This is a genomic window from Wolbachia endosymbiont (group A) of Opomyza germinationis (genome assembly GCF_964264765.1).
GTDB lineage: Bacteria > Pseudomonadota > Alphaproteobacteria > Rickettsiales > Anaplasmataceae > Wolbachia > Wolbachia pipientis.
Genome location: NZ_OZ183482.1, coordinates 1,163,308 through 1,178,695, shown reverse-complemented (window position 1 = coordinate 1,178,695; position 15,388 = coordinate 1,163,308). Strand labels below are relative to the sequence as shown.

Annotated in this window: 13 protein-coding genes, 1 tRNA gene and 1 pseudogene; 5 read left to right on the top strand and 10 right to left on the bottom strand. The window is 36.2% G+C overall.

Going from position 1 to position 15,388, the window contains the following annotated elements; translation table 11 throughout:
• The first annotated feature begins 53 nt into the window (after nucleotides 1-53).
• Nucleotides 54-1,961, top strand: a complete 1,908-nt coding sequence (uvrB, locus tag ACFEL3_RS05845) for an excinuclease ABC subunit UvrB (RefSeq protein ID WP_265039582.1) — start codon at nucleotides 54-56, stop codon at nucleotides 1,959-1,961.
• 201 nt (nucleotides 1,962-2,162) lie between these two features.
• Here uvrB and ACFEL3_RS05840 read toward each other — a convergent pair whose 3' ends face one another.
• From ACFEL3_RS05840 to ACFEL3_RS05805, 8 genes and pseudogenes are all read right to left on the bottom strand, one after another.
• On the bottom strand, nucleotides 2,163-4,622 hold the full coding sequence (locus ACFEL3_RS05840; RefSeq protein ID WP_375316754.1) for a hypothetical protein: 2,460 nt from the start codon (nucleotides 4,620-4,622) through the stop codon (nucleotides 2,163-2,165).
• Between the two features lie 33 nt (nucleotides 4,623-4,655).
• Complete coding sequence (locus ACFEL3_RS05835; RefSeq protein WP_010962871.1) at nucleotides 4,656-4,850, bottom strand: hypothetical protein; 195 nt, start codon at nucleotides 4,848-4,850, stop codon at nucleotides 4,656-4,658.
• Nucleotides 4,851-5,083: 233 nt separating this feature from the next.
• Complete coding sequence (locus ACFEL3_RS05830) at nucleotides 5,084-6,511, bottom strand: gas vesicle protein GvpG (RefSeq protein WP_264374439.1); 1,428 nt, start codon at nucleotides 6,509-6,511, stop codon at nucleotides 5,084-5,086.
• 382 nt (nucleotides 6,512-6,893) lie between these two features.
• Nucleotides 6,894-7,623 (bottom strand): annotated as a pseudogene (locus tag ACFEL3_RS05825) (hypothetical protein); the annotation flags it as partial.
• A gap of 116 nt (nucleotides 7,624-7,739) precedes the next feature.
• Nucleotides 7,740-9,233 (bottom strand): DegQ family serine endoprotease, encoded by a 1,494-nt coding sequence (locus ACFEL3_RS05820; RefSeq protein ID WP_265039580.1) that lies wholly within the window; start codon nucleotides 9,231-9,233, stop codon nucleotides 7,740-7,742.
• A 3-nt stretch (nucleotides 9,234-9,236) separates the two neighbouring features.
• Nucleotides 9,237-10,109, bottom strand: a complete 873-nt coding sequence (hflC, locus tag ACFEL3_RS05815; protein WP_010962867.1) for a protease modulator HflC — start codon at nucleotides 10,107-10,109, stop codon at nucleotides 9,237-9,239.
• Nucleotides 10,110-10,111: 2 nt separating this feature from the next.
• A complete protein-coding gene (hflK, locus tag ACFEL3_RS05810; protein WP_010962866.1) occupies nucleotides 10,112-11,146 on the bottom strand; it encodes an FtsH protease activity modulator HflK in 1,035 nt (344 codons plus the stop codon).
• 82 nt (nucleotides 11,147-11,228) lie between these two features.
• A complete protein-coding gene (locus tag ACFEL3_RS05805) occupies nucleotides 11,229-11,444 on the bottom strand; it encodes a hypothetical protein (RefSeq protein WP_006279848.1) in 216 nt (71 codons plus the stop codon).
• Nucleotides 11,445-11,599: 155 nt separating this feature from the next.
• Here ACFEL3_RS05805 and walE1 point away from each other — a divergent pair, with 155 nt between their 5' ends.
• From walE1 to ACFEL3_RS05785, 4 genes are all read left to right on the top strand, one after another.
• Entirely contained in the window at nucleotides 11,600-13,123 is a 1,524-nt protein-coding gene (gene walE1, locus ACFEL3_RS05800) for an actin bundler (protein WP_010082451.1), read from the top strand.
• Between the two features lie 441 nt (nucleotides 13,124-13,564).
• A complete protein-coding gene (cutA, locus tag ACFEL3_RS05795; RefSeq protein ID WP_006279213.1) occupies nucleotides 13,565-13,900 on the top strand; it encodes a divalent-cation tolerance protein CutA in 336 nt (111 codons plus the stop codon).
• Nucleotides 13,891-13,965: transfer RNA gene (locus ACFEL3_RS05790), tRNA-Gln, on the top strand. The genes cutA and ACFEL3_RS05790 overlap by 10 nt, the downstream gene beginning before the upstream one ends.
• A gap of 18 nt (nucleotides 13,966-13,983) precedes the next feature.
• Nucleotides 13,984-14,559 (top strand): hypothetical protein, encoded by a 576-nt coding sequence (locus tag ACFEL3_RS05785; protein ID WP_010962863.1) that lies wholly within the window; start codon nucleotides 13,984-13,986, stop codon nucleotides 14,557-14,559.
• Nucleotides 14,560-14,574: 15 nt separating this feature from the next.
• On the opposite strand, the gene ACFEL3_RS05780 is transcribed toward ACFEL3_RS05785, so the two are convergent.
• Nucleotides 14,575-14,862 carry a hypothetical protein gene (locus ACFEL3_RS05780; RefSeq protein WP_010962862.1) on the bottom strand — a complete coding sequence of 96 codons (288 nt, stop codon included), beginning with the start codon at nucleotides 14,860-14,862 and terminating at the stop codon, nucleotides 14,575-14,577.
• Between the two features lie 270 nt (nucleotides 14,863-15,132).
• Nucleotides 15,133-15,333, bottom strand: coding sequence for a hypothetical protein (locus ACFEL3_RS05775; protein ID WP_010962861.1), 201 nt, complete (start codon nucleotides 15,331-15,333; stop codon nucleotides 15,133-15,135).
• Between the last annotated feature and the right edge of the window lie 55 nt (nucleotides 15,334-15,388).

Genomic DNA, 15,388 nt, shown 5'->3' with positions numbered 1-15,388 from the left:
AAAAGCAATATAGTGTTCACTATGCAATGAATCAAAGATAGTAAGTAAAGTCTATGAAATTTCAAATCACTACACATTTTCAACCTGCTGGAGATCAACCGCAGGCAATCGATAGTTTAATTGCGGGGCTAAATAGCAATAAAAGAGACCAAGTTTTGCTTGGAGTTACTGGTTCTGGGAAAACTTTTACTATGGCAAATGTTATTGCAAGGACAAACAGGCCTGCATTAATTATGGCACACAATAAAACTTTAGCAGCACAGCTTTATGAGGAAATGAAAGGATTGTTTCCCCATAATGCTGTTGAATACTTCATTTCTTATTATGATTATTATCAACCTGAAGCCTATTTACCACAAACTGATACTTATATCGAAAAAGATTCTGCAATTAACGAAAGAATTGAGATGCTGCGTTATTCCACCGTCTGCTCCCTTTTGGAGCGCAGGGATACGATCGTAGTTGCCAGTGTTTCCTGCATATACGGTCTTGGTTCGCCTGAGAGCTACCGCAGCATGATCATACCGCTTAGTGTTGGAAATAAAATTCGTATTAATGATTTCCTGAGCAACTTAACTGATCTTCAATACAAGCGCTCTGATGCCAGGTTTGAGAGAGGATATTTCAGAGTGCGCGGCGATATTGTTGATATATTTCCTTCCCATTATGAAAATAAAGCTTGGCGTTTATCGTTATTTGGCGATGAAATAGAAGAAATTTCTGAAGTTGATGCTATAACGGGCAATGTTACCAAAGGCGTAAATAAAATCACCATTTTTCCAAATAGCTATTACATAACCCCGCGTGAGGCTTTGTTGCAGGCAATTGAACTAGTCAAAAAAGAGCTGCATGAACGCTTGGATTATTACTACTCGCAAAACAAGATTGTTGAAGCAAAGCGCCTCGAGCAACGCACTAATTTTGATATCGAAATGATGAGAACAACAGGAATATGTAAAGGTATTGAAAATTATTCGCGTTATCTCTATGGAATGGAAGCTGGGGATCCACCACCTACTTTGTTTGAATATTTACCTAAAGACGTAATTTTATTTGTTGATGAGAGTCATGTCACCGTTCCTCAGGTTGGTGCGATGTACAGTGGTAATGAGGCGCGTAAAAAGAAATTGATTGACTATGGCTTCAGGCTCCCTTCCGCTTTTGATAATCGTCCATTAAAATTTGAAGAGTGGGAGGGAGTTAGGCCGCAGACTGTTTACATTTCAGCCACTCCCGGAAAGTATGAGTTGGCAAAGACCAGTAATGTATTTATAGAGCAAGTTATCCGTCCAACAGGGCTTACGGACCCAATCTGCATTGTAAAACCAATAGAGAGTCAAATTGATGATGTAATTCATGAGGCACAAGTGACAATAGGGAAGGGATTTTGTATTTTAATCACTACATTGACGAAAAAAATGGCTGAAAATTTAGCTGAATATATGAGTGAAATGAATATGAGAGTGAGTTATTTGCATTCTGATATTGCTGCGCTGGAGAGAATAGAAATTATATACAAATTGAGATCTAAAGAAATCGATGTTTTAGTAGGTGTTAACTTGCTGAGGGAAGGTCTTGATATTCCAGAGTGTGGGTTGGTTGCAATTTTGGATGCTGATAAAGAAGGATTTTTGCGATCGGAAACTTCATTAATTCAAACGATTGGTCGTGCTGCGCGTAATGCTGAAGGTAGAGTAATTTTGTATGCAGATAAAATCACTGGTTCTCTGGACCGTGCATTAAGAGAGACCGAAAGAAGAAGAAAAAAACAAGAAGAACATAATATATTGCACAATATTGTCCCAAAGACTATAATAAAACCTATATCAAACACCTTACAGGAGAGGGCAATAGCAGAACCGAAAGTAAATACTAATAAGGATGATTTGAGAAAGCAAATGATAGAGCATGCTGAAAATTTAGAATTTGAAGAAGCAGCAAGAATAAAAAAATTATTGTAAGGTTAAATAACACATGATGTAATGTGCATAGTATAAAAATGTAAATAATTTTATTGATATCTTTATATTAATACTTTTTAAACATTTAGTACCGCGCAATATCTGCAATGGATGAGAAAAACTAACACCAGTGCCTTTAGGGTCAGGGACTTTGCCCTAACCCTAATAAAACGCTTAGGTGGCTGAGAGCGGTGGATTAGATCAATTGCTTCTAAATTTTTTTATGGGAGAGTGCTGCTCGGCCTTAGTGGCATACAGGTCTGTGGATATTGTCAATTCTTCCATTCCCACACTCAACTCTAGAGTACGTTTTGGCGATCCTCCTCTAGTATTCTCACAATCCATAGACTCATAACCACTTGTTGTTGCCTCAGCTTTAGAGCTTACGTTTTCAGCATCAGTCGCCTCCGCTGAAGAGATACCGCTGTCTTTATTATCTTCGGACTTCATCTTTTCAGCTTTTGACGTACCTTTAGCAGGCCATTGCTCTTTCCTAAACGACTCTACTTCCGAACCATCATAATCACGGTTAATCCAGTATCCACCTTTGTCTTTTGTAATTGAAATATATTCTAATACGCTTTCATCGGGATAACAGGTTTTAATTGCTTTTTTAGGGGATAACCCATGTTCTTGCACCTGAAAATTTACCCATTTGTCCTTTTCAGATTTCACTGCCTTTTCGACGATGTTAATGTCGATATCTTTTATTTCTACTTTTCCCTCATGCTCCCGACTAAAAAGTTCTTTTAAGTTAAGTAAGGCACCACGACTTATATTAGCAACAACTGTTGTTTCTTGGTTTTTCTCACAATTAGAAAGAAATTGAAATGGAAACTCATTGAGATCATAGGCTTCTTCCTTATTGACACGATACTCTTCTTTCGTTTTATCTATTATCTCCTCTAAATACTCTTTTACATCAACACTATCATCAATTAAACTAGCAATCTTCCCATTTTTTACAATAAAGTTAGTATGAGGAGGATCCAAAGCATAATTATTTAAGTTAAACCAATAAAGCAATGCTTTAAACAACTTTTCTTCTTCCTTTTCCTTAGTAACTTGCTGTTTTTTAGGTTCCTCATTAGAAACCTCAGGATTTAAGAATGTTGAATCATCCCATGCTATAGGAGAAGAAATCGATGATGATCTACTCAAAGATAGCTGTGATTGATCACCAGTGGATTGACTTGAATCTATTTCCCCCGGCACCAACTGAAACAGCCCCCCTTTTCCTTCCTCTCTTTCTGATCCTTCCCTGGGAGGCCTCTCTAACCCTTCACCACGACTTCGCTTGAGAAACTCCTGTGTCGGTGATGACAATTCAGTTAAGCCAGAACTTGGACCACCACTTGAAGAACCAGAATCCTTAAGTTGTGGAGGTGAATCACCAAGACCACTATCTCTGTCTCCTCTAGATTCAAAAAACCTAGCTCCAGTTTGTTCAAGCGGTGTTCTTGGTGGCTCTGCATGTGTAGGAGAATTGAGTGGAGAAGTTACCGTTGAGGAGGATCGACTCGAGCTACGTCTCTTAAAATTCTCAAGATCAACTGCAAATTCAAAACGTCCGTTTATTTGATTATATGCAATTGGAGACCCCATAATTTTAGGAAGTAACTGAGCAATCTGCTTATTAGAGAAAGCATAAACTGGCTCTTTACAATTAGCAAATTGTGGATTTGCAGTTTTGCCTCTAATATCACTTATACAATGAAAACCATTAAATATTCCTCCATTAATCTTTGATGCATCCCTAGAACTTAAAGATTTCAACTGACCATTCTCTTCTATAAAAGGTATAAGAGCAAAACTATGCCCATTCTTTATTTTGTTTTTGTTTGTAAAGTCATCATAATCATACCCGTCAACAAACTTTCCTGTCGCTTTAAGAATTAGTTCACTCAAAACATTTTTACAATTTTCAACTTTAGACTCTACGCTGCCTGGAGTTCTAAAATCAAGCGCTACTCGCCCTTTAACATATTCTGTTACACTCCTGACTACCTTATCACTCACATTTTTAATGTATAACATACCATCTTTATATTCATAAAAGTCTGAACTCTTAAGACCACACGCCTCTAATCTTGAGTTAAATTCACTGATATAAAGACTCTTCAATAGCTCAAAAATCCTCGAATTATACCTTTTTTCGAGGTACTCGTTGCTAAAAGCTATACAGTATAGATAAGGACTACCTATCGCTCCTGTTCCAACAGTTCCATTGACCCATTCATATGCTTGTTCCTTCGTTATTCCTACTAATTCTTGTAGAAGTGCAGCCACTTTAGATCTCACAGCCCCCTCAAACTCATTAGCAAAATGAACCTTCAAGTTACGAATTACTCCATTATCTGTAGAATCTGCAAGCTTTACTTTCACTATGCCATTACCTAAATCCTCTTTATCAGGATTAGCATCTAGAACAAATGGAAAATAGTTTAAGTTATAATATTCACTTGCTACCTCAGTTCCATCACTGTAGTGCTGCTTTATTATCTCCTCTCCTATTCTTCGCAGATATTCTTTTGTATTAGTACCACTAGCAAATAAACCAACAATCTTTTTACCTTCTACAGTAAAATTAGTATTGACCTTATCAATACCATAATTATTTAAGTTAAATGCGTTAACTAGCTCTTTTGTAGAATTACCCATAACTCCCCCTACTAAAATTGTGATGAAACAACATTACTTACTTTTACCTTTACTACTGCCAGCACTAGTAGAGCTACTACTCTCCATTTGCGAGCCAGGCTTGCTACTTTCACGTCTCTGTCTTTCACGTGCCTCAAGCATTACCGGATTAGAACCGCTATACTTTTCATACCTGCTGCTTGGAGTAAACCCTTTATCGCTATCTTTTTTATCATTATTACTATACATATTGACCCCTAAGTAAAAATATTATGTAACTAGTATACTAAAAATAAATTGTAGTGCAAGCACTTTTTTTATATTTTTTAGTATAAATTTTATTCGTCATTTTTATACTCCTGGATTCCAGCGTCACGCACTGGAATGACATGGTGAGGCGTCATCCAAGTAGCTGACGCTGGTTTCCATCCAAGAGGGTGTCATCCCAGTGCCCAGACACTGGGATCTAACTACCTTCACGATTATGTCTTTCCTACTGATTGACCTTCTACACATTTCTCAACTTTTACATCATTAGTCAATCCTCTTGGTGATTGAGCATCATTCACAGAACCTTCATTCTCAGCACCATTCCAAACACCTATTTTAAAATTGGCAAGTTCTTTTGCAAGTTCGGTGTAAAGGTTATCCGCTTCTTTCTTATTAACATTACCATTCAGACGGCTTGCTGCATAACTAGCAGACTCGTTTTTCTTCCCATTATCAAGCTTGTTTCCTTGTCCATTAGTGGGTGGCGTGGTTCCTCTTCCATTAACACTAGTATTCGCATCCCTTTCTCGGAAACCAATATTCTTTATTTTATTAAAATTAATTTTTATCCCACTTGCCACAGGCTTCTTGTCTGGAAGTTTCGGTGGACACACCTCTTTCTTCGGTTCAGGCTTCGCTTTTTTCTCTTCATTCACTTTTTCTGGTTTTTGTGAATTTTCATGATATTTTCTTTCAAGCTCAGCAAGACGCAATAGATGTTTCAAAGGATCTGACGCAATTTCAAGTTCTGGTTTGCTCAGAACAACCGGTCTTACAAATCCTGGTGAAATTTCAAAAAGGAAAACTGGCACTTTAGGTTTTTCTCTTTCATCCACTTTCATTTCTACGTTTTCGCAAACTTCTTTAGTTGCTTCTAATGATGTTTTTTCTGCTTTTTTATCTTCTTTTTCTGTAGATGCCTCTACCGCAGCCGCCAACTCAACTCCAAACATCTCTGCGAACATTGTAACAATCCATCCGACAACGGCCATTTGTAACCTGAGTTTCAGATCTTGCAATGCAGTTAATCTTTCTAACGCCCTTGCAAACTCTTCTTCTGATAACTCACCACTGCCTAATTTTTCCTGCAATTCTTTTATCTCTTTGTCCAACTTCTGATTGAAACTTAAATCGCGTGCAAAAATCTTCTTGATTAACTCCTTAAGCTTATCACGCAAAAACTTCATTATCGCAGCAATCAGGTTTTTTTCTTTCTTCTCCTTGAGCATTTGGTAGATTTTCGGATCATCTACATCTACTTCAAAAAGGTTGAAGAGAGATTCAAAGAAATTCCAGAAATCTCCGAGTACTCTTCCTTTTTCACCAGTGAAGTAATCCTCATCATCACCTTCTCCGATATGTAGCTCTGCTTGAGATGATATTTCATCGATACAACTAGAAGCCTGACGCTCACACTCGAGCCTCCTGAGCAAATCTTGTCTGGTAAGCTCCTCTATGGCTGCTTTTAGTTCATTTAGCTTCTGCTCTGCAGAGAAATCTTGCTCCCTGATTTTTCCTTGGAAGATTGAGCTACCGTTTCCGTTATTATCTGAAAAATTTTCCATTATTTTTGCCTCCTCAATAAAATTACTGCCTTTGTTGTTACCTGAAAAGCTTTCCACCATTTTTACTTCCTTCATAAAACTTAATAATTTAATTCTACAGTACTAAATATTTAAGAACTATTAATGTAAAGATGTCAATAAAATTATTTACATTTTTACACTATATATATATATTATATCATGTGCTATTTAACCTTTCAATAATATTTTTTATTTTTACTGCTTCTTCAAACTCTAGTATGCGCTTTTCTTAAATTATCCTTATTAATATTTGCTTTTGCCTCTATCCCACTTTTTCTTGTAAAGTATTTGATATAGATTTTATTATACTCTTTGGCATAACATTTGCAACATACTTTATCTATAAATGGAAATTATTATACTTGCAGCTAGACACAATTTGAAATAATTTACACTATAAAGTTAAGGAACGAGATCCCAGATACAAGTGTCTGGGCACTGGGATGACAGGAGGGGGGGTTGGAATGACACCAGTATGGTTATTAATTGAATAAATAACCTCCTTATTTTCAGAAATCATTGGCAAACAAATGTGATGCCATATGTTTTTTGGCTTAGATAAGAGGTGCCCAGTTAAGTCTTCCAGGTGGAGCCTATGCATCACAAGCACAATTACTCCTTTTTTTCTATCGTTGAGTCTCGTTACTAAAGTCTGATCGAACCAGTTTGTGGCACGTTTTCTAAATGTTTCACTCAAAGCTTGAGCAGGGTTAAGCGGATCATCCACAATAATAGAGTCACCACCTTCACCGGTTAATGTTCCTCCAACTGATGTTGCGATTCTGTATCCTCTCTGCACTGTTTGGAATTTATATTTAGTGTTCTGGTCTTTGGATAGTTCTACCTCTGGAAATAGTTCTTTATAACAATCAGATTGCATTATGCACCTGGTATCAAGCGAATGTTTTTCACTAAGCAACTTAGAATAACTTGCAACTATTATTCTTGCAGTTGCCCAGTATCCATGCGGGCCACGCAACACTCATACATATGGACTTCATTGAACGCGGAGGCATATTGAATATTATGCGCCTTACTTCGCCAGCATTCGCTGCTTCCAGCCTTTCTGCTATGACTTTTATGTACTGATAATCATTATACTCACATCCCGGCACCACTGTTTGAAAGCACAGTTCAATGAATTTTAGAAAATTTATATTATCCATATGTGTATTTTAGTGAATGGAATGTAGACTTTAATAGTTTTGATTTGTCTTGTAAGATTGAGGTGTTACAGTGACAGGCTTACAATGCTGCTAATTTAGTAAATAACCTACGAGTGCTATTTCTTCAACTTTATCGAAGTAAAGAATTGATTTCCATTGCGGTAAATGAGCAACATTATTGAATCTTTACCGTTTTTCTTTACTGCTGAATCAACTTGTTTTTGAAAATCATTAGTATTTTCTATATCGGTTCCATCTAATTGGATAATAATGTCTCCTTTTTTAATACCATGCAACGTGGCATTACTGTTACTATCTACATTGGTAACTATCACACCTTTTGTAGGTACATTATTTTTACTTTCTTTTGATTCTTTTGGCAGATTTGAAACAGTTAAACCGGTTACATAATCAGATGTTGATTTATTTTCTTCTTGATTGTTATCTTGGCCATCATTTGTAGATTCTCCGATCACAACTTTAATATTAACCTCTTTGCTCTTTCTAAGTAACTTAACTTGCACTTTTTTCTCAGGTCCAGCTCTTGAAACCATTTGAGGTAATTGTGTCATTCTATCGATTTTTTTACCGTCAAATTCTAATAATATATCACCTACTTTAATCCCACCTTTTTCTGCAGGACTATCCTTTACTATACTTGCAACCAATGCGCCTTTTATATCTTTTAAACCCAAGGACTCAGCAAATTCTTTCGTTATAGGCTGAACTTGCACACCAAGCCAACCATGTTTTATTTTTTTGCCACTTTTTAATGTGTCAATAATTGACATAGCTAAATTAGATGGTATGGCAAAACCTATACCCACGTTGCCGCCAGACTCAGATGGAGAATAGATAGCAGTATTAATACCTATAACTTTTCCATTTAAATCAAATAACGGTCCTCCAGAATTACCCCTATTAATTGCAGCATCAGTTTGAATAAATTCATTCATAGTGCCAATACTAATGTCCCTGGACCTTGCAGATATAATTCCTGTGCTTACAGAGCCACCCAAACCAAATGGGTTACCTATTGCCATAACCGTATCACCAACCCTTGCTTTATCAGAATCACCAAATGCAACAGAAGAAAGATCTTTATCAGAATTAATCTTAAGCACAGCAAGATCAGTTCTTGCATCATAGCCTAAAACTTCTGCTTTGAAATAAGTATTATCGTTCATAGTAACTGTGATATCTTTGGCGTTTTTAATAACGTGATAATTGGTTACTATAGTTCCACCTTTATCTATAATAAACCCAGAACCAAGCAACACCACCTCTTTGTTAACACTAGGGCCCCTATCCATAAAAAACTGATCAAAATGCTCAAAAAACTCTCTAAAATCATCAAAAAAATTATTTCCTGGCATAGATGGAACTCTAGTTCTGCTGTTATTTTCTTGTTTGATGATTTGTTCGCTTGAAATATTTACAACCGCAGGAATGAGTTCTTCCACTAAATCGGCAAGTCCTTGATTACAGTTGCATGCAGTAGTGCTAGCATCAACGACCTTTTTTGCATTCCAATCAAACATATTAGCATACGAAGAAAACGCAATTAGAAAATATGCAAATATAGATAAAATAAATGCCTTACTTTTCATAGACTATTTCCACCCCTTATTTAAAATATCTAAAAAGTTATTGTTTGGTGAAAGTACAAATTTAGTATTATTTTCGGCAAATGATTTACTGTAAGCGCTCATAGAGCGATAAAAGTTAAAGAACTCTTCATCGACCTTAAATGCCTCATTATAAATTCTAGTTGCTTCAGCATAACCACGGCCCCTTATTTCGTACGATTCTTTTACTGCACTGGAGATAATTTCCCTTTTTAATTTATCAGCTTTTGATCTAACTTCCTGCCCAGCTTGCTCTCCTTCTGCTCTAATTTCTTTTGCTTCTTTTTCCCTTTCAGTTTGCATACGGCGAAATATTGCAGAACTATTTTCTTCTGGTAAGTCTGCTCTCTTAATTCTTACATCTATTATTTCTATGCCAAATTTTTCAGCTTCAGAATAAACTCCACGCTGAATCAATTGCATAACCTCTGATCTTTTTTCATTCAACAAGCTAATCAACGAAAATCTGCCTATATTTTCTCTTATGTGTGCTTCTATAACCGGATATAATCTTCTAACCAGACCTGATTCATTCCTCACAGCCTGGTAAAAAGTAACAGGATTTGTTATTTTATATTTTGCATACGCATCTACTATAATACGTTTTTGATCCGCTGTTATCACTTCCCTTGGGATCTTATCAGGACTTAAATCTAAAACTCTTTTATCAAGAAACTCTACACTATTTATGAATGGCAACTTAAAATATAAGCCACTTTCCCTAACATCCCTTACAACTTTACCGAGTTGTATAACTATCGCTTGCTTTGTTTCTTGCACAACAAATATTGAATTAAATAAAACAATCAATAAAACAACAAATACAGAAACAAAAACAATTTTAATATTACTACTCATGGTTATTTTCCTAAATTTGTAAGAGGTAAATAAGAAAACATACCTTTCAGATCATCAGTTACAACAACTTTGTCTACCTTACTGAAAATATTTTCCATAGTTTCAAGATAAATACGATTCTTAACGAGAGAAGGATTCTGTCTATATTCCTCATAAAGAGATAAAAAGCGATTTGCATTACCTTTTGCTTCATTTATTATTTCATTTTCATATGCTTGTGCATCTAATTTTATCTTTATCGCTTCACCCTTTGCTCGAGGTATAATATCATTATTATAAGCATATGCTTCGTTTATAGTACGCTCTTTGTCTGCACGAGCACTTTGTACATCTCTAAACGAACTGATTACTTTTTCTGGTGGATCAATTTTTTTCATTTGAACAGATAAAATCTCTATACCCATTTGGTATCCATCAAGAATCTGCTGCAATAGAATTCTAGTATCTCTAGAAATTTCTGGTCTGCCTTGACCAAGTGCAAAAGAGATCGTATTTTTACCTATTATTTCTCTCATGGCACTTTCAGCAGCATTTTTAACACTGAAACCGGGTTTGTAATCCCGCACTTTGAATAAATAGTCCTTAGCATCTCTAACGCGCCACTGAACCTCGAAGTTAACGTTGACTATATTTTCATCTCCAGTTAGCATCACGCCTTCACCGCGATCTGTATCTCGCCCATAAGAACTACTTACCCCAATTTCTTCACGATTTACTTCCTTAACGTTCACTTTAAAAACCTTGCCAATAGGGTAGGGGAAGTGATAACGCAAACCAGGTGTTTCTGTATTAGAATATTTACCAAAGGTAAGTTCTATACTTTCTTCACTAGGATGGACAATATAAAAGCCAGTGCAAGCATAGAACAGCAAAATAATGAAAATGATGAAATAAGGTTTTTTGCCCCTGTTTCTGGTTAATCCATTAAGAAAGAACCTTATATCAGATACAGCTTTACTTAAAATATCTTCATTATTAGGAGTTTTGTTCCCTACCGGTTTCTTTCCCAGATTCCAAGGATTATTATCATCAAACATAATGATTGATTCTATAATTAATACGCTAATATTACTTCTTTAATAAGAAAATGCAAACATAAATTGCTATTTTATTTACAAATTAATCATCAGGATGGAAAACATGATCGTACACTTCCTTTTCTCTATGTAATATGGTCGACTCTATGGAATTTTCTGGCTTTTTTTTGAATTCTTTGTTGTCACTCTTTAAGTGCACTACGTCTTTGTGAAAATGGGAATTATACCTAAATAGTAAAGCTATTATTATTAAAGTTATAACAGCCAAAAAGATGAGTGTTCTTTTTCTATACTTCATAAATGCTGCAGCTTCTTGACCTAATTTTCTATGTTACCACAAAACACGTCAAGCGAAATTATTTGAAGACAAATAAATACTGGCAATCAATTTAACACTAACTTAAGAATCAAGGAATACAATTATAATATATTTAATTAATAGTGAGGTTTAAAATGTTACATAATGAAAAAAATTCAAATTCTGTTGGAACTCAACAAAACCAACCAGAAGATAGTTTTGATTTGAATAAAACGATGCAAAATCTACCAAATTCAGATATTGCTAATGATCACAAGAAGCTAAAAGAAAGAATGACTGACCTGTTAAAAGGAGATACAGAATTCTCTAAGATGAAACAAGGAGATAAGATTCTTGTAGTAAGTACAGCAAGTGGATTATTTACGGCAGTACTACCACTTTTGGCAGTTGGTGCAACACTTGCTATACCGGGTGCTATAGTTGGTCTTGCTTTATATTTCGCTGTAAAAGTCGCTGTAAAAGCAGTTCAATCTGGATATAAAGGGCTCAAGTGGTCAGCAGAAAAAACAGTTGATGGGGCGAAATATACTGCTGGGAAAGTTAAGGACGCATCAACATACGCTGCCGGAAAAGTTAGAGATGGTGCTATGCATGTTAAAGATAAGGTGAAAGAAGGTTATGAACATTCAGTAGATTCACTGAAAAAAGGCGCTAGTTTTGTAGGCGAAGGAGTGGCAAATAAGTTCCATAAGGCATCTGGTGAGACGGACTATTTAGATAAGGTAAAAAGGTTTACTCCAGATGCAATTAAGAAATCTGACGAAATAAGAAATGATATGAAAGCAATTTTTGCTGATAAAGGAAATAATTCTGGGTTAGTGAAAAATATACTTTCTGGAATATCGTCAGAAATTGATTTAAAAATGGCAGAGAAGGCAAAATCAGGGGAGATTGAACATACTTCTGGATGGCAAGTACAGAAAGAATTCATTAATAATTTAAATGAAAAAAGCTTGCATAACTTGTTAACACAAAGGTCATTACCTAAAGGTAGTTATTTCATCGACAGTGTTTTCTCTGAACATCACGATGAAATTAAGAAGGTTATTAAAGAATGTAGAGAAAATCATTTGTACTCAAGCGTAAGCAATATGTTTGACAGAGCAGAGAAAAAAGCTAACAGGCCTTCTGTCAAAAGTTTAACTAGGTCTGTGTCATCATCATTCTCTTCACTGGGAAGAAAAGGCTCTGAACAATCTAACAGCTTGTCAAAAAGCAATTCACTAAATTCTATAGGAACTGAAAGTACTGCTACTGTCTCTGATTCAGATTCTCAGAACTTTGCAACAGTCCGTAGAAGCAATTCATCTAGTAGCTTAACTCCTAAGCTTACTCCAGTTGCTCCACCAGAACTACCTAGAAGCGCCTCATTGACTAACTTAAATGGACAAAGTTCTTTCAGTGAAGATGTTCTCAGTGATCCTATTGTGGAGCAAAACCTGGATAGTTTGAGTAACAGAACTCTCACTCACAGTAATTCTACTGATAGTGGAATGGGTTCTGGTTCTTCTACGCTAACAAGAAAACAAGTTCTTCCTTTAAAAGAAGAATTTGACAGAGAACTCGAAGAAAAGTTGGCAAAACGACGCGCATCTCTAGATCAACCTAGTGCAGAACCTGTCAACTCAAGAGCTACAGCAACTCCAGGAACAGTGTAATAAGTAAAACTTCTACCTTCTCCAAAAGGATGTTACTCAATGAGTAACGTCCTTTTTTTGTTTTTAAACTATAGAAAAATCCTAGATCCCAGCGGTATGCGTACAACCGTATGAACATTGTGATTTCTCTGCTAGGAAAGGTGTCATCCGAGTAGCTGACACTGGGATCCAGGAAAGTTTGCTTGTTTACAAGCAAACTAGCATAGGAAGTGGTTACAACGTTTTCGATGAGATTATATGGAAAACTGGATTCCAGTGTCAAGCACTGGAATGACATCACAGGGGCACTGGGATGACACCTTTACGTTTGAGGCAAACTAGCTATAACACTTAACATACTACCTTTGCAAACAAATGTTCATACAGTACGCGCTGGCGTTATTTTCTCTTGATGAATAAATCTCGGTAGAGTATAGTAGCAATGCATTTATGTAGCTACTAATGAATAATTTAGTTTTGGTTTATACAACTTTTTCAAATTTTGAGGAGGCTAAAACTGTTTCTGAAGAATTGTTAAACGAGAAATTAATTGTATGTGTAAATATATTTCCCGAAGTGAATTCTCTGTATTTATGGGAAGGTAAAATTAGTAATAGTTGTGAAGTAGTGGCAATTATGAAGAGCAGGAATGATCAAGTTGATAAAATTGTAGAAAAAATCGAAGCAATGCATTCTTATGATCAGCCAGCTATTGCTGTGATGCCCATAGAAAAAGCAAATAAATCTTTTACTAATTGGGCTAATAGTGTTATTGATGTAAGTAGTATTGGGGTGTAGCCAAGTGGTAAGGCAGCGGTTTTTGATACCGCCACGCGAAGGTTCGAATCCTTCCACCCCAGCCATATTGAAGTGGGTGTGAAATGATATCACTTTTCTATAAATTAAGATTATTGAATTATATATTAGGTAGTCTAAAAGATATAATTGTGAAACTGTTTCTCTTCACAATGTATCTTTACACATTCAGCATTGTGCTCATGTTTCTCAGCAATGGTTTTTGGTATGCTGTAGAATTTTGCTCTTTCAAAAATGCGTTTTACCGTTTGTTTCAATATTGCAAGTGGTATTATGAAAATAGGGAAGATCTCGGTTACGGAATTTCTATTCGAATATTAGTGGCGTTTCTTACTCCGCATTTTCTCTATAAATTATTACTTGGCACAGGCTGGAAGTCCTTTTTAAAGGAAAAGATAATACAGATACTCAACACAAGAAGAAAAAAGGGTAGTGAGTTCAGTAACAGTAGCAAACCAAGTGGCAGTAGTTATAGTGATAAGAATAATTACAGCAATAACAGTGGTAACAATGAGCGTCAAGCTCAAGATGCAAAGCGAAAAGTAAACATGATAAAGCAGCTATTAATCAAAGATATAGAGGCAACTATAGATAGGAGATTGAATTATATTTTTTTCGGTAAAAGGAGTAAACCTCATTAAGTATATAAAAAGGCTTTATCTAGTAAGGCTTTTTAAGGTTGGCTGTATTTTATTTTTTACGTATACCGGATCACAATCAGCCAATATACATGTGTGCACAAAATCTTGACTAAAGTCTGACAACCAAGAAATTGCCTTACGTTTTTCTACCAAGCTTTCTGTTTTTTTACAGTTACTTGCTGCATCAATCATTGCCTGCGCTATTACTGATTTCCACAGCAAATAATACCTTTGTATATCATCTGACGTACTATTTGTTTCATAGTGGTTAAAAAATTCTTTAAAATTGAAGTTGTTTGACATAATGATACCTCTTTGGATTGAAATTTGAAATGATTTGAGTTTATGTCGCCACAGCAGATTCCGCTAACAAGCAGCGGGATAACGAATTACTTAACCGTCATTACACCGTCATACCGCGATTCATTCGCGGTATCTCGCTAACAAGCAGCGGACCGTCATACCGCCGCGGCGCTAACAAGCAGCGGGATGACGGTTGTCAGGCCAGCGCCCCCATGATGTCATTCAAGTAGCTGACACTGGTTCCTTTATGACGGCAGTGCCCCTATGGTGTCATCCCAGTGTTCCTATGATGTCATCCCAGTGCCCAGACACTGGGATCCAGGAATTTTGATTGGACACTGGGTTGGTAAGCATAAAAGTGTTATGTAAAATACAACGTTCTTGATGGGATTGTGTGAAATGCTGGATCCCAGTGTCTGGGCACTGGGATGACACCATAGGAGGCTGCTTGGATGACAAAAAAAGGAGCACTGGAATGACAGCAATCTACGTCATACCGCGATTCATTCGCGGTATCTCAGCCGCT

Bases quoted from the DNA above. Each gene is read 5' to 3' on its own strand.
- uvrB (WP_265039582.1), top strand. From the start codon at position 54: ATGAAATTTCAAATCACTACACATTTTCAACCTGCTGGAGATCAACCG.
- ACFEL3_RS05840 (WP_375316754.1), bottom strand. From the start codon at position 4,622: ATGGGTAATTCTACAAAAGAGCTAGTTAACGCATTTAACTTAAATAAT.
- ACFEL3_RS05835 (WP_010962871.1), bottom strand. From the start codon at position 4,850: ATGTATAGTAATAATGATAAAAAAGATAGCGATAAAGGGTTTACTCCA.
- ACFEL3_RS05830 (WP_264374439.1), bottom strand. From the start codon at position 6,511: ATGAAGGAAGTAAAAATGGTGGAAAGCTTTTCAGGTAACAACAAAGGC.
- ACFEL3_RS05820 (WP_265039580.1), bottom strand. From the start codon at position 9,233: ATGAAAAGTAAGGCATTTATTTTATCTATATTTGCATATTTTCTAATT.
- hflC (WP_010962867.1), bottom strand. From the start codon at position 10,109: ATGAGTAGTAATATTAAAATTGTTTTTGTTTCTGTATTTGTTGTTTTA.
- hflK (WP_010962866.1), bottom strand. From the start codon at position 11,146: ATGTTTGATGATAATAATCCTTGGAATCTGGGAAAGAAACCGGTAGGG.
- ACFEL3_RS05805 (WP_006279848.1), bottom strand. From the start codon at position 11,444: ATGAAGTATAGAAAAAGAACACTCATCTTTTTGGCTGTTATAACTTTA.
- walE1 (WP_010082451.1), top strand. From the start codon at position 11,600: ATGTTACATAATGAAAAAAATTCAAATTCTGTTGGAACTCAACAAAAC.
- cutA (WP_006279213.1), top strand. From the start codon at position 13,565: ATGAATAATTTAGTTTTGGTTTATACAACTTTTTCAAATTTTGAGGAG.
- ACFEL3_RS05785 (WP_010962863.1), top strand. From the start codon at position 13,984: ATGATATCACTTTTCTATAAATTAAGATTATTGAATTATATATTAGGT.
- ACFEL3_RS05780 (WP_010962862.1), bottom strand. From the start codon at position 14,862: ATGTCAAACAACTTCAATTTTAAAGAATTTTTTAACCACTATGAAACA.